At 69.6% G+C, this 15,421-nt stretch carries 14 protein-coding genes and 2 pseudogenes; 9 read left to right on the top strand and 7 right to left on the bottom strand.

Going from position 1 to position 15,421, the window contains the following annotated elements; genetic code table 11:
- Positions 1-2: 2 nt before the first annotated feature.
- Positions 3-836 carry a dihydropteroate synthase gene (folP, locus tag ABT130_RS36500; RefSeq protein ID WP_350920427.1) on the bottom strand — a complete coding sequence of 278 codons (834 nt, stop codon included), beginning with the start codon at positions 834-836 and terminating at the stop codon, positions 3-5.
- 97 nt (positions 837-933) lie between these two features.
- Complete coding sequence (locus tag ABT130_RS36495; protein WP_030909189.1) at positions 934-1,803, bottom strand: LysR family transcriptional regulator; 870 nt, start codon at positions 1,801-1,803, stop codon at positions 934-936.
- Between the two features lie 756 nt (positions 1,804-2,559).
- On the opposite strand from ABT130_RS36495, the gene ABT130_RS36490 reads away from it, so the two are divergent.
- Positions 2,560-4,233 (top strand): LCP family protein, encoded by a 1,674-nt coding sequence (locus ABT130_RS36490; protein WP_350963425.1) that lies wholly within the window; start codon positions 2,560-2,562, stop codon positions 4,231-4,233.
- Between the two features lie 99 nt (positions 4,234-4,332).
- On the opposite strand, the gene ABT130_RS36485 is transcribed toward ABT130_RS36490, so the two are convergent.
- On the bottom strand, positions 4,333-6,378 hold the full coding sequence (locus tag ABT130_RS36485; RefSeq protein ID WP_350963423.1) for a spermine/spermidine synthase domain-containing protein: 2,046 nt from the start codon (positions 6,376-6,378) through the stop codon (positions 4,333-4,335).
- A 170-nt stretch (positions 6,379-6,548) separates the two neighbouring features.
- Here ABT130_RS36485 and ABT130_RS36480 point away from each other — a divergent pair, with 170 nt between their 5' ends.
- From ABT130_RS36480 to ABT130_RS36470, 3 genes are all read left to right on the top strand, one after another.
- The gene (locus ABT130_RS36480) at positions 6,549-7,907 is read left to right on the top strand and encodes a S8 family peptidase (protein WP_350963421.1); all 1,359 of its coding nucleotides are present in this window, start codon (positions 6,549-6,551) and stop codon (positions 7,905-7,907) included.
- Positions 7,908-8,265: 358 nt separating this feature from the next.
- Positions 8,266-8,736 (top strand): nitroreductase family deazaflavin-dependent oxidoreductase, encoded by a 471-nt coding sequence (locus ABT130_RS36475; protein ID WP_350963418.1) that lies wholly within the window; start codon positions 8,266-8,268, stop codon positions 8,734-8,736.
- Positions 8,737-8,817: 81 nt separating this feature from the next.
- Positions 8,818-9,051, top strand: coding sequence for a hypothetical protein (locus tag ABT130_RS36470; RefSeq protein ID WP_350920441.1), 234 nt, complete (start codon positions 8,818-8,820; stop codon positions 9,049-9,051).
- Between the two features lie 143 nt (positions 9,052-9,194).
- Here ABT130_RS36470 and ABT130_RS36465 read toward each other — a convergent pair whose 3' ends face one another.
- Both ABT130_RS36465 and ABT130_RS36460 read right to left on the bottom strand, forming a co-directional pair.
- Entirely contained in the window at positions 9,195-9,605 is a 411-nt protein-coding gene (locus ABT130_RS36465) for an ABC transporter permease (RefSeq protein ID WP_350963415.1), read from the bottom strand.
- A gap of 139 nt (positions 9,606-9,744) precedes the next feature.
- A pseudogene (locus ABT130_RS36460) lies at positions 9,745-10,950 on the bottom strand (RNA-guided endonuclease InsQ/TnpB family protein).
- Positions 10,951-11,070: 120 nt separating this feature from the next.
- Here ABT130_RS36460 and ABT130_RS36455 point away from each other — a divergent pair.
- Together ABT130_RS36455 and ABT130_RS36450 are read left to right on the top strand one after the other, a co-directional pair.
- Positions 11,071-11,337, top strand: a complete 267-nt coding sequence (locus tag ABT130_RS36455) for a hypothetical protein (RefSeq protein ID WP_451935935.1) — start codon at positions 11,071-11,073, stop codon at positions 11,335-11,337.
- A 101-nt stretch (positions 11,338-11,438) separates the two neighbouring features.
- On the top strand, positions 11,439-12,380 hold the full coding sequence (locus ABT130_RS36450) for an ion transporter (RefSeq protein ID WP_350963410.1): 942 nt from the start codon (positions 11,439-11,441) through the stop codon (positions 12,378-12,380).
- 11 nt (positions 12,381-12,391) lie between these two features.
- On the opposite strand, the gene rpsD is transcribed toward ABT130_RS36450, so the two are convergent.
- The gene (gene rpsD, locus ABT130_RS36445; protein WP_350920454.1) at positions 12,392-13,006 is read right to left on the bottom strand and encodes a 30S ribosomal protein S4; all 615 of its coding nucleotides are present in this window, start codon (positions 13,004-13,006) and stop codon (positions 12,392-12,394) included.
- 88 nt (positions 13,007-13,094) lie between these two features.
- Between rpsD and ABT130_RS36440 the strand changes: the two genes are divergently transcribed.
- Positions 13,095-13,820 carry a DUF2470 domain-containing protein gene (locus ABT130_RS36440; protein ID WP_350963408.1) on the top strand — a complete coding sequence of 242 codons (726 nt, stop codon included), beginning with the start codon at positions 13,095-13,097 and terminating at the stop codon, positions 13,818-13,820.
- A 221-nt stretch (positions 13,821-14,041) separates the two neighbouring features.
- On the opposite strand, the gene ABT130_RS36435 is transcribed toward ABT130_RS36440, so the two are convergent.
- On the bottom strand, positions 14,042-14,620 hold the full coding sequence (locus tag ABT130_RS36435; protein WP_350920459.1) for a ClpP family protease: 579 nt from the start codon (positions 14,618-14,620) through the stop codon (positions 14,042-14,044).
- Between the two features lie 481 nt (positions 14,621-15,101).
- Here ABT130_RS36435 and ABT130_RS36430 point away from each other — a divergent pair, with 481 nt between their 5' ends.
- Both ABT130_RS36430 and ABT130_RS36425 read left to right on the top strand, forming a co-directional pair.
- Complete coding sequence (locus ABT130_RS36430) at positions 15,102-15,296, top strand: CsbD family protein (protein ID WP_350920462.1); 195 nt, start codon at positions 15,102-15,104, stop codon at positions 15,294-15,296.
- A 43-nt stretch (positions 15,297-15,339) separates the two neighbouring features.
- Positions 15,340-15,421, top strand: a pseudogene (locus ABT130_RS36425) (acyl carrier protein); the annotation flags it as partial.

The following is a 15,421-nucleotide window of genomic DNA, read 5'->3' as shown; positions in this document are numbered from 1 at the left end:
CGTCATCGCCGGAGCCTGGCGACGGTCGCCAGGGCGGCGCGGGCGGACGCGGCGTCGTGGACCCGGAACACCCGGGCGCCCTGCCAGGCGGAGACCGCCAGCGTGGCCATGGTTCCCGCGTGGCGCTCGTCCACCGGGAGCCCGCCGAGGGTCTCACCGACGAAGTCCTTGTTGGAGACCGCGACGAGCACCGGCCAGCCGGTGCCGACCATCTCGTCCAGGCGACGGCTGATCTCCAGGGAGTGCCAGGTGTTCTTGCCGAAGTCGTGCGCCGGGTCGATGAGGATCGACTCCCTGGACACTCCCGCGGCGACGGCGCGTTCGGCGAGGTCGACGGTGTAGCCGATGACGTCGGCGACCACGTCGGCGTAGGCGATGCGGTGCGGGCGGGTGCGGGGGGCGACCCGTCCCGCGTGCGCGCAGACCAGGCCGATGCCGTGCTTGGCCGCGACGGATGCCAGGTTGGGGTCGACCCCGCCCCAGGTGTCGTTGAGCAGGTCGGCGCCCGCCTCCGCGACGACCTCGCCGACCTCCGCACGCCAGGTGTCGACGCTGATGATGAGCCGGGGGTGGCGCCGCCTGACCTCTGCGACCAGGTCGGCCACCCTGCGGATCTCCTCCGCGGGGTCGACCTCGTCACCGGGACCCGCCTTGACGCCGCCGATGTCGACGATGTCCGCGCCTCCGGCGACGGCGCCGTCCACCGCCTCCAGGGCCGCCGCGAAACCGTAGGTCCTTCCCCGGTCGAAGAAGGAGTCGGGGGTGCGGTTGACCACCGCCATGATCGCGAACTCACCGGGCCGGAACTCACGGCCTCGCAGGTGCAGAGTAGTCATCGAGACCGAGCCTATAGCCCGGTGTCGGAGAGGACGGCGCTCCCACCTGCGCCGCCTCTGGGGGAAACTTGGGGAAAACTGACGAGCCTCAGGGCTCCTACGCGGCCGACCCACTTTCGGCCACGGACAGGAACTCCTGGGCGATGGCGGGCAGCCGCCGTCGCGCGTGAACGATGGCGATCACCCGGCGGACCGAGGGATCGAGGGTGCGGACCACGAGTCCGGCGCGGGCGGCCTGCTCGGCCATCCCCCGGTACCAGAGCATCGAGGCCGTACCCGAACGGACGGTGCTCAGCCAGTTGCCTCGCTCGTCGAGCTGCGTCGCCACCACGGGGGCCACACCGTGCTTGGCGAAGAGCGCGTCGAACTCCCTGCGCCGGGAGCTGCCGGGAACCGGCAGTACCAGGCGCATGCCGTTGAGTCTCCTCACCGGCACCGGGTCGGGCAGGTCCACGCCGGGCGGGGAGATCAGCACGATCTCCTGGCGCTCCAGCGGGTGGCTGACCAGATCGGTGGGGACGGGCAGGTCCGTCAGGCCGAGGTCGGCCCGCTGGTCCCTGATGGCGCTCACCACGCCGTCCCGCCCGTCACAGCGGACAATCTGAATGCGTACCCCGGGGTGTTCCGCGGTGTACGCGGGGAGAAGGCGTCCGGCCAGCCCCGGTTCGAGGCTGGGTATCGAGGCGATGCGGAGCTCCGCCTCGGAGGTGTGGCCGTGCGTGGACAGTGCCTCGATCTCGCGAACGGCATCGAGTGCCTCCCTGGCCAGCTTGACCACCCGGCGCCCCTGTGCCGTGACGACCACGCCACGTCCGGAACGCGCGAACAATGTCATCCCGAGCTCTCGTTCCAGATCCCTGATCGCACGGGAGAGCGCGGGTTGTGCGATGTACAGCGATCTGGCCGCGTCGGTCATGGTGCGATGCTCCGCCGTCGCGACCACATAGCGGAGCTGCTGCAGATTCATGACTTGAAGCTAGGTCACGAGCCCCGGATCGGTCCGGCACATCGCGGAGATCACCTCGGCTGATTTCGGAATGTAATCGAACGCAGCGACATCCGTGACGGATGATAAATCAGTATGCTTACGCCCCAAATTTGGCAAAGGTCCGGGCCTGTAGCGCAGACCGGGAGCTCAGGTTCGCGGGGAGACAGCTTGGCAGCCAACGAACGACCCCCTCCGCCACGGGGACAGACCACATCCGGCAACCACCCGTAAGAACGACTCCGAGCCGCCCTCGACCTGCACCGCACCGGCCGGGGAAACCCCGCCCCCGCCTCGCGGCACCCCCGTGACCAGGGGTTTCCGGTGAGCGACGACCGGTGTCCGTACCGGCCGCGAGAAGAACGGGGCATGGCGGTGCGACATCCGGCCGGCACCGACCCCGTACTGGCGTCATAGGTTAAGAGACCATTTACCGTAGATTGGTCATCTGTCTGTCATGTCCAGGTATGGGGACTAGAATCCTGGCAAATTCCGTTCAATCGGGGAGCCTTGGCTGTTTTGCCAGGTGGACCGGGGCAAAACGTAGTAGGAAGCGGTGTGACGATGCACCTTGGGCAAGACTCGGGGGATCTCGCCGGCGAAAGCGGGAAACGGCGCCCCCGGCGCCGCGGCGGGAGCCGCGGCGGAGGCTCCGGGGCGGGCTCCGGTGCGAGCCACGGCGGCGCGCAGGGTCCGGCCGAAACGCAGGCCCCCCCTCCCGCGCCTCAGGTCCACAACGTGTCCGACGGCGCCCAGGGTGCCCCCGGCGGGCGGGGGACGCTCCCCCCGCAGGCTCAGCCCGGCCCGCGGGGTCTCTCCGACGGACAGGAGACGCTTCCTCCACAGGGCACGCGTGACGGGCAGGGGACACCCCTCTCGCACGCCGGGGCGGGTCCGGGGCCCGCCGGACCGTCCCGCCCGGCCGGGGGACGGCCCCGCTTCGCCAGGCCGCTGACGGTCGGCGCGCTCATCGGCTGGACCGCGCTGTCGGTGATCCTCCCCGGTGCGGCGCACCTGCGATCGGGGCGCCGCCGCGTCGGATACATTCTGCTAACGATCTTCGGTGCGTTACTGCTCGCCATCCTGGTCGGCGCGCTCATCCTCAGCGGCGAAGGGAACGCGGGCTTCGTCGCCCGGGACAGCACACTGATGACCGGGGCGACCCTGGCCATCGCCGGCGCGATCGCCTGGTTCCTGCTGGTGCTCTTCTCCTACATCTCCCTGGGACCGCAAAGGCTCAGCGGCAGGGGACAGATCGTGTCGGGCATCGCGGTGGGCGTGCTGTGCGTGTCGGTGATGGCGCCGTTCGCGCTGACCGCGAGCACCGTGCTGACCCTCAAGGAGGCGGCCAACAGCATCTTCGAGAGCAACGCGGGCAATCCCAGCGCCGCCCCCGTCAAGCACGAGGACCCGTGGGGCGGGCGCGATCGGGTGAACTTCCTGCTCATCGGCGGCGACGGGGCCGGGAACCGGGAAGGCGTGCGGACCGACAGCATGAACGTGGCCAGCGTGCACGTCGCGACCGGCAACACCGCCATGTTCAGCCTTCCCCGTAACCTCCAGCACGTCCGCTTCACACCGGGCACCGCGCTCGCCAAGCAGTTCCCCAACGGCTTCATGCGCGAGTTGCCCAACGGCGGCCTGCTCAACGAGGTCTGGCAGTACGCCGAGGACCACCCCGAGGTCATGCCCGGCAAGAAGACGGGGCAGCGGGGCCCCGCGGCGCTCATGGACGCCATCGGTTACACGCTCAATCTGAAGATCGACTACTACGCCCTGGTGAACATGTACGGCTTCGCCCACCTGGTCGACGCCATCGGCGGCCTGAAGATCAAGGTGGAGCACGACGTCCCGTGGGGCGGCCTCTACGGCACCGCCGGGACCATCAAGGCCGGATACCAGAAGCTCTCCGGCGAGGAGGCGCTCTGGTACGGCCGTTCCCGCGTCGGCAGTGACGACTTCTCCCGGATGGCCCGCCAGCGCTGCGTCATCGGCGCCTTCGCCCAGCAGGCCACCCCCTCGGTGGTGCTCACCAACTTCGCCAAGATCGCAAGTGTGGCCAAGAAGTCCGCCAAGACCGACATTCCCCGCGAGTTGCTTGAGCACATCACCGAACTGGGGTTGAAGGTCAAGGACGCCAGGATCGTCAGCCTCCAGTTCGTGCCGCCGGAGTTCTACACCGGCTCGCCGGACTGGCAGAAGATCCGTACCGCGACCGCCAGGACGCTGCGCCAGTCGGTGCGGCCCGCCCGCCGCCCCCAGGCCGCGGGTGTGACCGCCTCCCCCGGCGCGAGCGGCGCGACATCCACCGCCACGCCCAAGCCCTCCAGGAGCACGGCGGTCCAGCCGAGTCATACCCCCACCCAGAACGGCAAGTCCGCCCAGTCCCTGGACGAGGCCTGCGGGTTCTGAGCGCAGATCACCCCGCGCGGTACGGCCGGTCCTCCCCGGGGAGGACCGGCCGTACCTCTCTGTCGAACCGGCGCCCGCCGGGACCGTCGCGTCCCCGGCTCAGCCGGTCCTGGCGGTCCTGGGCAGCAGGGCGAAGGCGCCGAGATAGATCAGACCCGCCACGATCAGCAGTGCCTGGTAGCCGATGACCAGCGCCAGATACTCCAGGCAGCCGCCGACCATCGCGCCCAGCAGGTTGGCGCCGAAGGACACGGTGGCGTCGGCGGAGTCGGCGAAGCGCTTGGCGAACACCACGTTGGCCGCGAAGATCGGCAGGAACGCCACGACCACGGCGACCACCGCGCGCAGCGGCAGCGGCAGGCCCAGCAGCCAGGAGTTGGGCACCAGCCAGGCCAGGACCAGCCCGGCGAGCAGCACGCCGTACATCACGGGTAGAGACGGCACCCGGAAACGGCGGGTCACCTCCACCGCGGCGAGCACGGCGACCAGCACCCCGCCGAACACGATCGCGTTCACCACCCAGGTGGTGCCGAACAGCAGCGCGAACCCGGTGACGCTCTTGGTCTCCAGCAGCAGGAACGCCACGCCGAGCAGGAAGAGGTCGGCGTACGGGCGCATCCGGCGGTACGGGCCGGCGACGGCGCGGACGGCGAGCAGGCTGACGAGGAGGATCAGCCCGAGGGTGATGATGTAGATCTGCGGGATCGTCTGGTCCTTCAGGTAGAGGAAGGGCCGGTCGTCACCGGTCGGCGGCGGGGTGTCGGCGGTCGCCCCCGCCCACTCGGAGCCGCACCGCTGCGCCTCGGTGGTGAGACCCGCGGTGATCACCGCCTGCTGGCCGGTCTCGCTGACGATGTCGACGCAGGGCTTGTGGCCGAAGGCGGCCTGCATGGTGGAGCCGAGGCGGTCCACCAACCAGGTCTCGCGGTAGTAGTTGTACATCGAGAAGGCGCCGCCGGGCTTGAGGTGGTCCCTGGCGGCCTCCATCGCCTGCTGGGTGAACAGGTAGCTCTCCAGCCGCAGCGAACTCGCCCCGGAGACCAGGGTGAGCGAGTCGGGCAGCGCGAAGAGGATCAGGTCGTACTTGCCGGAGGTCCTCTCCAGGAAGGCGCGGCCGTCGGTGACGTGGGTGGTGACCCGGGGGTCGTCGTAGGGCCTGTCCGGGTGGTAGGAGCGTCCGAGTTCGAGCAGCTTGGGGTCGATCTCCACGGCGTCCACGTGCTTGGCGCCCTTGGACAGCGCGATCGACACGTCGGTGCCGCTGCCCGCGCCCACGATCAGCACGTCGTCCAGCTTGCCGGAGGCCGCCCGCTCGTACGGCAGGGCGTACTGGCGCTCCCACTCCAGGCGGCTCTTGGCCGGGGTGGCCTGCTGGTGCGGGATGCCGTTGACCTTGATGTCCATCAGCGGCACGTCGTTCCAGTAGCCGCGCACGTAGGTCACCTTGTAGTAGGGCGACCACAGCGCCCCGGCCGTCAGCGTCTCCATCGCGAGGGCGCCGACGATGACCAGCGACGGGACCAGCAGCGCCACGCGGGCCCAGACCCTGCGGGGCCAGAGCAGCACCGCGTAGGCGATCGCGGCGATCGTGCCCCACACCACCGGGGGCGCGCTGAGGAACGACAGCGCGGTGAACAGCCCGATGCCGCTGAGGCTGCCGATCAGGTCGTAGCGGTAGGCCTCCAGCCGTTCGAGTTCGGGGAAGCACCGCCCGACCAGCTCGGCCGGGCCCATCAGCACGATCGCCGCCGCGGCGAAGATCACCGGCAGGATCAGCCAGGCGGGCGGCCCGCTCTCGCTCAGGCTCGTCCAGTACAGGACGCCCTCGGTCTGGCGGTCCACGGTCACCGGGAAGAACAGCACGACCAGGACCAGGACCGCCAGCACGATCGGCGAGTAGTAGGGCTGCCGGGTGCTGCGCCCCACCCGCAGGAAGCCGAGCCCGATGCCGAGGAAGGATCCCAGCAGGACGAAGTTGGTGAAGTAACTGAGGTGAACGATGTTCGACCCGGTCCACCGGATCAGGGCCAGTTCCAGGAAGAGCATGAAACCACTGGCCACGATCAGCCTGGGACGGGTGCCCAGCCAGTGCGTGTGCCGGACATCGGAATGGGAGGTTGGCGTCGTCTCCGCCGCTGCGGTCATGCCGTCCAACGCTAGTGACCGGTACTCGCTCAGGGAAGGAAATCCGCGCCCACCATTTGCACCGATTGGACACTTGAAACCTGATAGAGGGCGGTTTCAACGGCTGGACGCGCTCGAGGTGAATGCAGGAATGTGGTGAAGTCCGATCCCCCCGAGTACCGGTGGTGCACATGCGAGTCCTGCTCCAGCTCCGCCCCTCTCCCGACGTCGTCGCGGCCGTGGCCGACCCCTCGGTGAGCACGGCGGCGGCCGACGTCGCCGACCTGCTGCCCGGGGTCGTCGTGGACCCCTCCTTCTCGCCCGTCGTCGTACCCCGCCCGGTGCCCGGCGCCGGAGGCGACCCGCTCTCGCTCAACCAGCCGCTGACGTTCTCCTTCGCCGCCGACGAGGCCTCCGTCCTGGTCCGCGGGGAGATCTCCGACGACGAGACATCCACCCGGATCACCCTGCTGCCCACGCTCCGCCCCGACGTCGTGGGGGTCTTCGCCGACCCGGTGATCGAGCGGGGCCTCACCTGCGGCGGCACGCCCCCGGTGGGCGACTGGCGCGACGTGGAGCGACTGCTCCACGTCACCGAGCTGGCCGGTGACGGCCTCGACGGCTCGGGCGTCGCGCTCGCGGTGCTCGACACCGGAATCAACTCCGCGCACGTCGCCCGGCACCTCGGCCGCGATGTCACCGTCGACGAGCGGCGCAGCTGGAAACCGTCGGGGGTGCAGGGCAGGGCGGGTGAGTTCCCCGTCGACCACGGCACGATGTGCGCCTTCGACGCGCTCATCGCCGCCCCGAGGGCGTCACTGATCGACATGCCGGTGCTGCTCTCCCGGCGCCCCGGCGGCTCGGCCCTGGACGGCCTGCTGTCGGACGCGGTGGCGGCCTTCGCCCACCTGCGCACCGTCCTGGAAGCCCAGCCCGCCGCTTCGCGGTCCCTGGTCGTCAGCAACAGCTGGGGCTCCTTCTCTCCCAGCTGGGACTTCCCCGTCGGCCACCCCGGCAACTACTCCGACAATCCGGCCCACCCGTTCAACCTGATCGTCTCCAGCCTGGAGCGGGCGGGCGCCGACGTGCTGTTCGCCGCGGGAAACTGCGGGCGCGACTGCCCCGACGGCCGGTGCGCGTACCCGGACCGGCCGATCACCGGCGCCAACTCCCACCCGCGTGTCCTGTCGATCGGCGGCGTCGACACCCGTGGCGAGCGGGTCGGCTACTCCTCCCAGGGGCCGGGCCGCCTCGTCGCCCGTAAGCCGGACCTGTGCGCCTACACCCACTTCTCCGGCTCCCGGGCTTTCGGCGACGACGAGGCGGATTCGGGCACCTCGGCCGCGTGCCCCGTCACCGCCGGCCTGGTCGCGGCCGTGCGCACCCGGTGGTCCTCCTCCCGCCTGTCCCCCGCCCAGCTGCGCACCCTGCTCCGGCGCACCGCCGACGACCGGAGCGACATCGGCTTCGACCACGACCACGGCTACGGCGTCGTCGACGCCGCCGGGATCCTCGCCTCGCTGCGCCGCCGCGCCGAACGCGTGCCGTGAGGTCATGCTCCCGATCACCGTACGGCTCCCGCCCGACGCGACGTTCGCGCAGGCCGAGCGGCACCTGGGGCCGCCGGAGAAGGAGAACCCGGGAATCGAGCCGTACGGTCCCCCGGCCGGCCTTTCGCCCGGGGGCCGCCGCGTAGGCGGCCGAACCACGCCTGACTCGTCAGGACCCCGGTGCCCCGCGCGGCGAAGCCCCGATCCATGAAGAAGTCGTGGACGCCGGGCTCGGGCGTCCTGCTGCCGGACTCCCGCGCCCGGGGGTTGACCTAGCGCTTGCTACGTCTTACGGTGGGGCGCACGCCGGATCGGGGCGAGAGATTGCGAGATCGCTGTGGGCCGACGCCTCATCGGGATGCTCAGGCCGTTCGTTCAGTGGCTGTCGGCGACCGACGCCTTCGCCAGGATCGCCCCCGGGATCGTGCCCAGGATGGACCGGGCCGCGCACCGCCTGACCCGGGGCAGGGTCGTGCTGAGCGACCAGATGCTGCCCACCCTCATCCTCACCACGACCGGCAGCAAAAGCGGCGAGCCGCGCGTCGCGCCGGTCTCCTGCCTGCCCGAGGACGACGGCGGCTTCCTGCTGGTCGGCTCCAACTTCGGCCGCCCGAACCACCCCGCCTGGAGCGGCAACCTCATCGCGACCCCGGAGGCCACGGTGAGCTTCCGGGGCCGGGTGTCACCGGTCACCGGCCGCCTGCTGACCGGCGACGAACGGGCCGACGCCTGGGCACGGCTGGTCGGGGCCTGGCCGGTCTACGACCGCTACACCGAGCGGGCGGCCGACCGCGAACTGCGCGTCTTCCGCCTCTCTCCTCGCCTCTGACCGGCCACGCCCACGGCGCCGTCGACACTCCCGGGATCCTCGCCTCGTTGCGCCGCCGCGCCGAGCGCGTACCGTGAGGTCATGCTCCTGATCACCGTACGGCTCCCGCCCGACGCGACGCTCGCGCAGGCCATGCGGCATCTGGGACTGCCCAAGGAGGAGGTCGACACCGGCTACGGCCTGGTGCTCATCGACCCCGATCAGGGCCTGTACGGGCTGCGGGTGACCGAGGCCGCGGCCCGCCGTGTCGACCCCGCGGCGGGCGAGGGCCCCTACGCCGACCCGAGGATCGAGCCGTACGGCCCCCCGGCCTGAGGTCCCCGGAGGTCGTCGTGCCTCAGAGCCGACCGGGGTCGCGGCGCGTACCGCCGGACCGGCTCGGCCACCTTGGGATCATGTCCGTAGTCAGGCATCGGCCACCCCTTTGACGTCGCGGGCACGGTAGATGTCCTCGATGGTCAGGCGTTCTCGCGGTTGAAGACGCGGGTGCCCACCGAGACACAGACCACGGAGAGGACCGCGGTCACGGCGACGCCCACGACCACGGTCATCGTCGCGTAGTGGCCGACGAACAGCTCACGTATGGCCTCCAGCACGTAGCGGAACGGTGTGAGGCGTGACAGCGCGTCCAGCCAGCCGGGCGCCATCGACATCGGCAGGAACGCACCGGACAGCAGGACCAGCGGGACCACCGCCGTGCTCATGACCGGCGCGAACGCGTTGGGGTCCATGACGAGCGCGATCGCGTTTCCCGCACCGTTGGGACCGAGGAACCCGACAATCTCCCTGGTCTCCATGGTGCGGGAGCGCGGGCAGGGAGAGATCGCGCTGGAGGCACTGCGCCGTGACTTTCTCGACGCGCTAGACACGCGGCACCATCGCTATGGCTTCCACGAGAGCAGTGACGCCTTCACCCGGATGGTCGCCGAGAGCCCTTCACTCAACGCCCGGATCAGAGAGTTGACTTCCTCCCCACGGCTGAAGCCGGGGGATTCCAACCCTCACGGGTCAGGTTTCCTGCTTCACCGGGCCGTGCCCTCGCCGCTTTCGCAGGTCGGGTCTTACCAGCCCTCCACAGGCGTTTCACCTCTCCGCCAGCCCGGCGGCGAGGATGTTCTTCGCGGCGTTGACGTCCCGGTCATGGGCAGCGCCGCAGGCGCACTCCCACGTCCGGACGTTCAACGGCATGGACCGCTGAATGGCGCCGCAGGCGGAACAGAGCTTCGAGGAGGGAAACCACCGGTCCACGACCAGCAACTCCCGCCCGTACCACTGCGCCTTGTACTCCAGCATGATGCGCACTTCCCGCCAGGAGGCGTCGGAGATGGCGCGGGCCAGGCTCCGGTTTTTCACCATGTTGCGCACGGTGAGGTCCTCGATCGCGACCGTTTGGTTCTCGCGGACGATCGAGGTGGTGAGCTTGTGCAGGAAGTCGCGGCGGCGGTCGGCGATGCGGGCATACACCCGGGCGACCGTGAGTTTCGCCTTCCGCCGGTTGGCCGAACCTTTCTCCTTGCGGGCCAGCGCCCGCTGGGCGCGGGCCAGTTTGCGCCGGTCGGCGCGCTCATGACGTGGGTTGACGACCTTGCCGTCCGCGTCGGTCACCCCCAGGATCGGACGGGAAAGCGTGACCAGCGCGGTGATTCCCGCGTCGATGCCGACCGCCTCGCCGGTCGGGTTCAGGGGGCGGATCGTGTCCTGGCACAGGATGGAGACGAACCAGCGCCCGGCCGCGTCCTTGCTCACCGTCACCGTGGACGGCTCCGCGCCCTGGGGAAGGGGGCGCGACCACACGATGTTCAGCGGGCCGTTCATCTTCGCCAAGGTGAGCCGGCCGCCCTGGTAGGTGAACGCCGAGCGGGTGTACTCGGCCGAGGTCCGGGACTTCTTGCGGGACTTGAACGTCGGGTACCTGGCGCGCTTGGCGAAGAAGTTCGTGAACGCCGCCTGAAGGTGGCGCAGCGCCTGCTGGAGCGGCACCGAGGACACCTCGTTCAAGAACGCCAGCTCGTCGGTGCGCTTCCACTCGGTAAGCGCCGCCGACGACTCCACATAGGAGACGCGGCGCCCTTCGAGGGTGTAGGCGCGACTCCGCTCTTCCAGCGCCTTGTTGTACACCAGGCGGGCGCAGCCGAAGGTCCGGGCAAGCTCTTCGGCCTGCTCGGGGGTCGGGTGGAAGCGGTATTTGTAGGCCCGCTTCACGGTCTGCGCCATGCCTCACATCCTGCACGCCCGGTTAGAGCTCGCGCAGGTGTTCGACTCCCCAACCTGTGGCCCCAGGCCACGTTTCCTCCCCACGCCTGAAGGCGGGATCTCCACGCTGAAAGGATTCAGATGAACGAGGCGCGCGAGCAGGTCCTGGCCAGAACGCTCGCCGACGAGGCCGACGCCGACCCCGACGACCTCACCCCCGCGTTCGCCGCCGCCCAGATCTGCGCGGTGCTGCGCGGGCTGATGGTCCACGCCGTCCAGCGCATGCTCGCGGGCGAGACCCTCGACGCCATCGCCCCCGACCTGCGACGGCAGGCCGAGCGCGCCTTCGAACTCCTGGAGTCGGGCATCGGCGGCTACTGCGTCAGGTCACCGAGCGCCCCGCACTGACCTGGCCCGACTCCCCTGGCGGAACCGAACCGCCGTCAACGCGTTACGATCTTGGCTTGTCCTCGGACATCCGACCCATCCGACCCCCTCAGGAGCCACCCGTGCCGACGCGCGAGCGTCTCCGCGCCGTGCTGGAAACGTCCCGTTTCCAGCACTTCATCACCGCCGTCATCGTGATCAACGCGGCCACACTCGGGCTGGAGACCTCGGCCGAGGCCGTCAAACGGTACGGCACGGTGCTCACCGTGATCGACCATCTGGCGCTCTACATCTTCGTCGCCGAACTGGCCGTCAAGCTCTACGCCCAGGGCTGGCGGTTCTTCCGCAACCCGTGGAACCTGTTCGACGCCGCGATCGTGACGGCCTCGTTGCTGCCCACCGCGGGTGGGCTCTCGGTGCTGCGGGCGCTGCGGATCCTGCGGGCGCTACGGCTGATCTCCGTGGTGCCGAGCCTGCGCAAGGTGGTGACCGCACTGCTCACCGCGGTGCCGGGGATGACCTCGATCGTGCTGCTGCTGGGACTTGTGCTCTACGTCGCGGCGGTGATGGGCACGAAGCTCTATCACGGCACCGCTCCTGAGTATTTCGGCGACCTGCCCACCTCGCTGTTCACCCTGTTCCAGATGATGACCGGGGACGCCTGGTCCGACATCACCCGCGAGGTGATGGACGAGCACCCGGAGGCGTGGGTGTTCTTCGTGGCGTTCATGCTGGTGTGCACGTTCGTGGTGCTGAACCTGTTCATCGCGGTGGTGGTCAGCGCGATGGAGGAGGAACACGCCGAGGAGTCCGTGCAGGCGACCGCGGAACTGGGGAGAACGGTGCTCGCCGAGTTGGCCTCGCTCCGGGCCGAGGTGCGGGAACTGCGGGACCGGGTCCCCGCGACGCGCGGCAGCGGTCCGGGTACGGCCGCGAACGGCGAGCCGGGGAACAACGGCGCGAGAAACAACGGCGCGGGGAGCAACGGTACGGGGAACAACGGCGCGGGAGGCAACGGCGCGAAAAAGCCCGCCACCCGGAAGGCGGCGGGCCGGCGCCGCTGACGGGCGTCAGGTCAGCGCGAGTAGAACTCCACCACGAGCTGTTCGTCCACCGGGACCACGACCTGCTCGCGCAGCGGGCGGCTCAGCAGGGTGAAGCGGAGCTCGGCGTGGTCGACGCCGAGATAGGCGGCGACCCTCTCGTCCGCGTACACGCCCTCGGAGGCGGCGACGAAGGGTTGCATCCGGCGTGACTTCTCGCGCACCGCGACGACCTGGCCCGGCCTGACCAGGTAGCTGGGAATGTCGACCTTGCGGCCGTCCACGGTGATGTGACCGTGGGCGACGTACTGGCGGGCCGCGTAGATGGACGGGGCGAGGCCGGAACGTAGCACCAGGGAGGCCAGGCGCGTCTCCAGCAGCACCACCAGCTCGGCGCCCGCACGGCCACCGCCGCGCAGCGCCAGGTCCCAGTAGCGACGCATCTGGCGCTCGGAGACGTCGTAGTACCAGCGCAGCTTCTGCTTCTCCATCAATCGCAGCCCGTAGTCACCGGTCTGCCGCCGGTTGGTCTTGCGACCGTGCTCACCCGGCGGATAGGGGCGCTCCTCGAAGTATCGGACGGCCTTGCGGGTCAGCGGCACGCCCGCCCGGCGGGACAGGCGCACCTTCGGTCCGGTGTAGCGCACGCTCGCTCCTCTATGGTTAGGTTTACCTTAGTTAGGCAAGGCTAATCTTATACAGCAGTTTCTCCCCGACCTCAAGGAGAGCCGGTCCATGCAGCCAGTCACCGCTCCGCCGATCCCCGAGCGGGTCCGCACCCTCGCCGCCGGCGCCGCTCCCACCCACGTGTCCATCGCCGGAGGCACCAGCCCCGCGATGCCCGCCAGAGGTGGTGTGGACGACGCCGGCCGGCCGGTGCTGCTCGTCCTGCCGGGCGACCCGCTCTATGGCGCCCGGGACGAGCCCGTGGTGACGGTGGACCTGACGTCGAACCGCTCGCTGGGGGAGCACGAGTTCTCGCGCGGCCTGCTCAAGGTGCAGGGATGGGCGCAGGCCGTGCCGGCGGCCGAGGTGCGGCGGACCGCTGTGGCGATCGCCGAGCGCTGCCCCGACGAGGCGCTGTTCGAGGTGCTGGAGGGGACGGACGGCCCCAGGCTGCTACGGGTCGACGTCGGCAGGGTGATCTATCTGACCGGCCCCGAGTCGGGTGTGCTGGACGCCGAGGAGTACCTCGGCGCCGCCCCCGACCCGCTGATGGGCGAGGCCGAGCGCATGCTCCACCACGTCAACGGCGCCCATCGCAGGCAACTGGAAGCCGCCCTGGGCTCCCTGCTCGCCGAGCCGGTGCCGGGAGCCTGGCTCTGGGAACTCGACCGCTTCGGGGCGACGGTCCGCTGCGGCGTCGAGGACCCGGCCCTGATCCGGCTCCCCTGGCCCTCGCCCATGACCGACGCCGAGTCTCTCGAGCACGCCGTACGCTGCCTGCTCTGCCACCGCTGACGGAGCGGCCGAGTGCGTTCGGGCAGCGGCTGGAAAAGCCCGGCCGAACGGCCGGGGAAGAGCGAAGGAAGTGCCGGAGAACGACCGACGTCGCTTTACCCCGTGGCTCCGTTTCCGATAGCGGCCAGAAACGGAGCCACGCCATTCCAGGCGAAACGCTGAGAGCAGGGTCGCTCTCCGTGAAAACCATCCCGAGCGAAAATCGCCTCGGGAACGGAATATCAGTTCTCGGACACCACCTCGCTGGTGTTCCTGATGACCTGGTCGACGAAACCGTAGTCCCTGGCCTCGGTGGCGGTGAACCAGCGGTCGCGGTCCCAGTCCTCCTCGATCCGCTCCAGTGGCTGGCCGGTGTGGAAGGCGATCCGCTCGCGCATCATCTGCTTGGTGTAGAGCATCTGCTCGGCCTGGATGGCGATGTCGGCGGCCGTGCCGCCCAGGCCTCCCGAGGGCTGGTGCATGATCACTCTGGCGTGCGGCAGGACGTAACGCTTGCCGGGCGCACCCGAACAGAGCAGGAACTGCCCCATCGACCCGGCGATGCCCATGGCCACGGTGGCGACGTCGTTGGGGATGTACTGCATCACGTCGTAGATGGCCATGCCCGCCGACACCGAACCGCCGGGCGAGTTGATGTAGAGCCAGATGTCGCGCTGTTCGTCGTCGGCGGAGAGCAGGAGCAGTTCCCCGCAGATCCGGTTGGCGACCTCGTCGTTCACCTCGCTGCCGAGCACGACGATCCGCTTGCGCAGCAGCCGCTGGTACAACTGGTCTTCGGGGACGATCCGGGGACCACTCATGTTCTCCACCTACTCCGAACCCGAGGTTTGCGAATAACGAATACCCGTGACCTTAGCCCCGCCCGGAAGCATGATTTCCGTTCGTTCGCTGTGAGCGCTTTCCGCTGAAAGCGGAGAACCGGTCATTTCGTTTTCACGCCGGAGACGGCGGTTTCACTCGTGAGGCATGGGTGTTTCACCCTCGTCGCGCGACGCCCGAAGGCGGAAGCGACCTCCTGGTCCAGGGGTACGGCGGCGGGGCGATCCCGCCACACGTGATGCCCACCACACCGTCTCCGCCCCTTCCGTCAGACCCGTGCCACGGCGTCCTGCGGGTACGCCCTGGGCCGGATTCCGATGGCCTGCCCGTGCCACAGGGGCGTTGCCACCGGCCGATCGGCACCGAGTCCGGCCGAGTCCGGGACCGGGCATGTTTACTCCCTGCCACAGCGGAGAAGGGGACTGCGTGGACCAAACTCCACAAAACGGGAGGAACTACACCATGGGTGCCGACGACAAGCTTTCCAACAAGGCGCAAGAGGCCAAGGGCAAGATCAAGGAAGGCGTGGGCCGCGCCACCGGCGACGAGCGCCTTGCGGCCAGGGGCAAGGACGACCAGGCCAGAAGCCGCCTCAAGCAGGCCGGAGAGAAGGCGAAGGACAGCGCGAAGAAGGTCAAGGACGCCTTCAAGAGCTGACTCACGACCACCCCGTGGCGGGGGTCCCGGCGTCGATTTCGAACGTGATTTCTTCGAGCTGGGCTTCGACTCGTTCACCGCGGCCGAATTGCGTAACTCCCTTGCCAGGGCGGTTGGTTGGGAAT

This window comes from Streptosporangium sp. NPDC001681 (assembly GCF_040298085.1).
In the GTDB taxonomy this organism is placed as follows: domain Bacteria; phylum Actinomycetota; class Actinomycetes; order Streptosporangiales; family Streptosporangiaceae; genus Streptosporangium.
The sequence above is the reverse complement of the archived record's forward strand: the minus strand, read 5'-3'. Positions and strand labels throughout refer to the sequence as shown.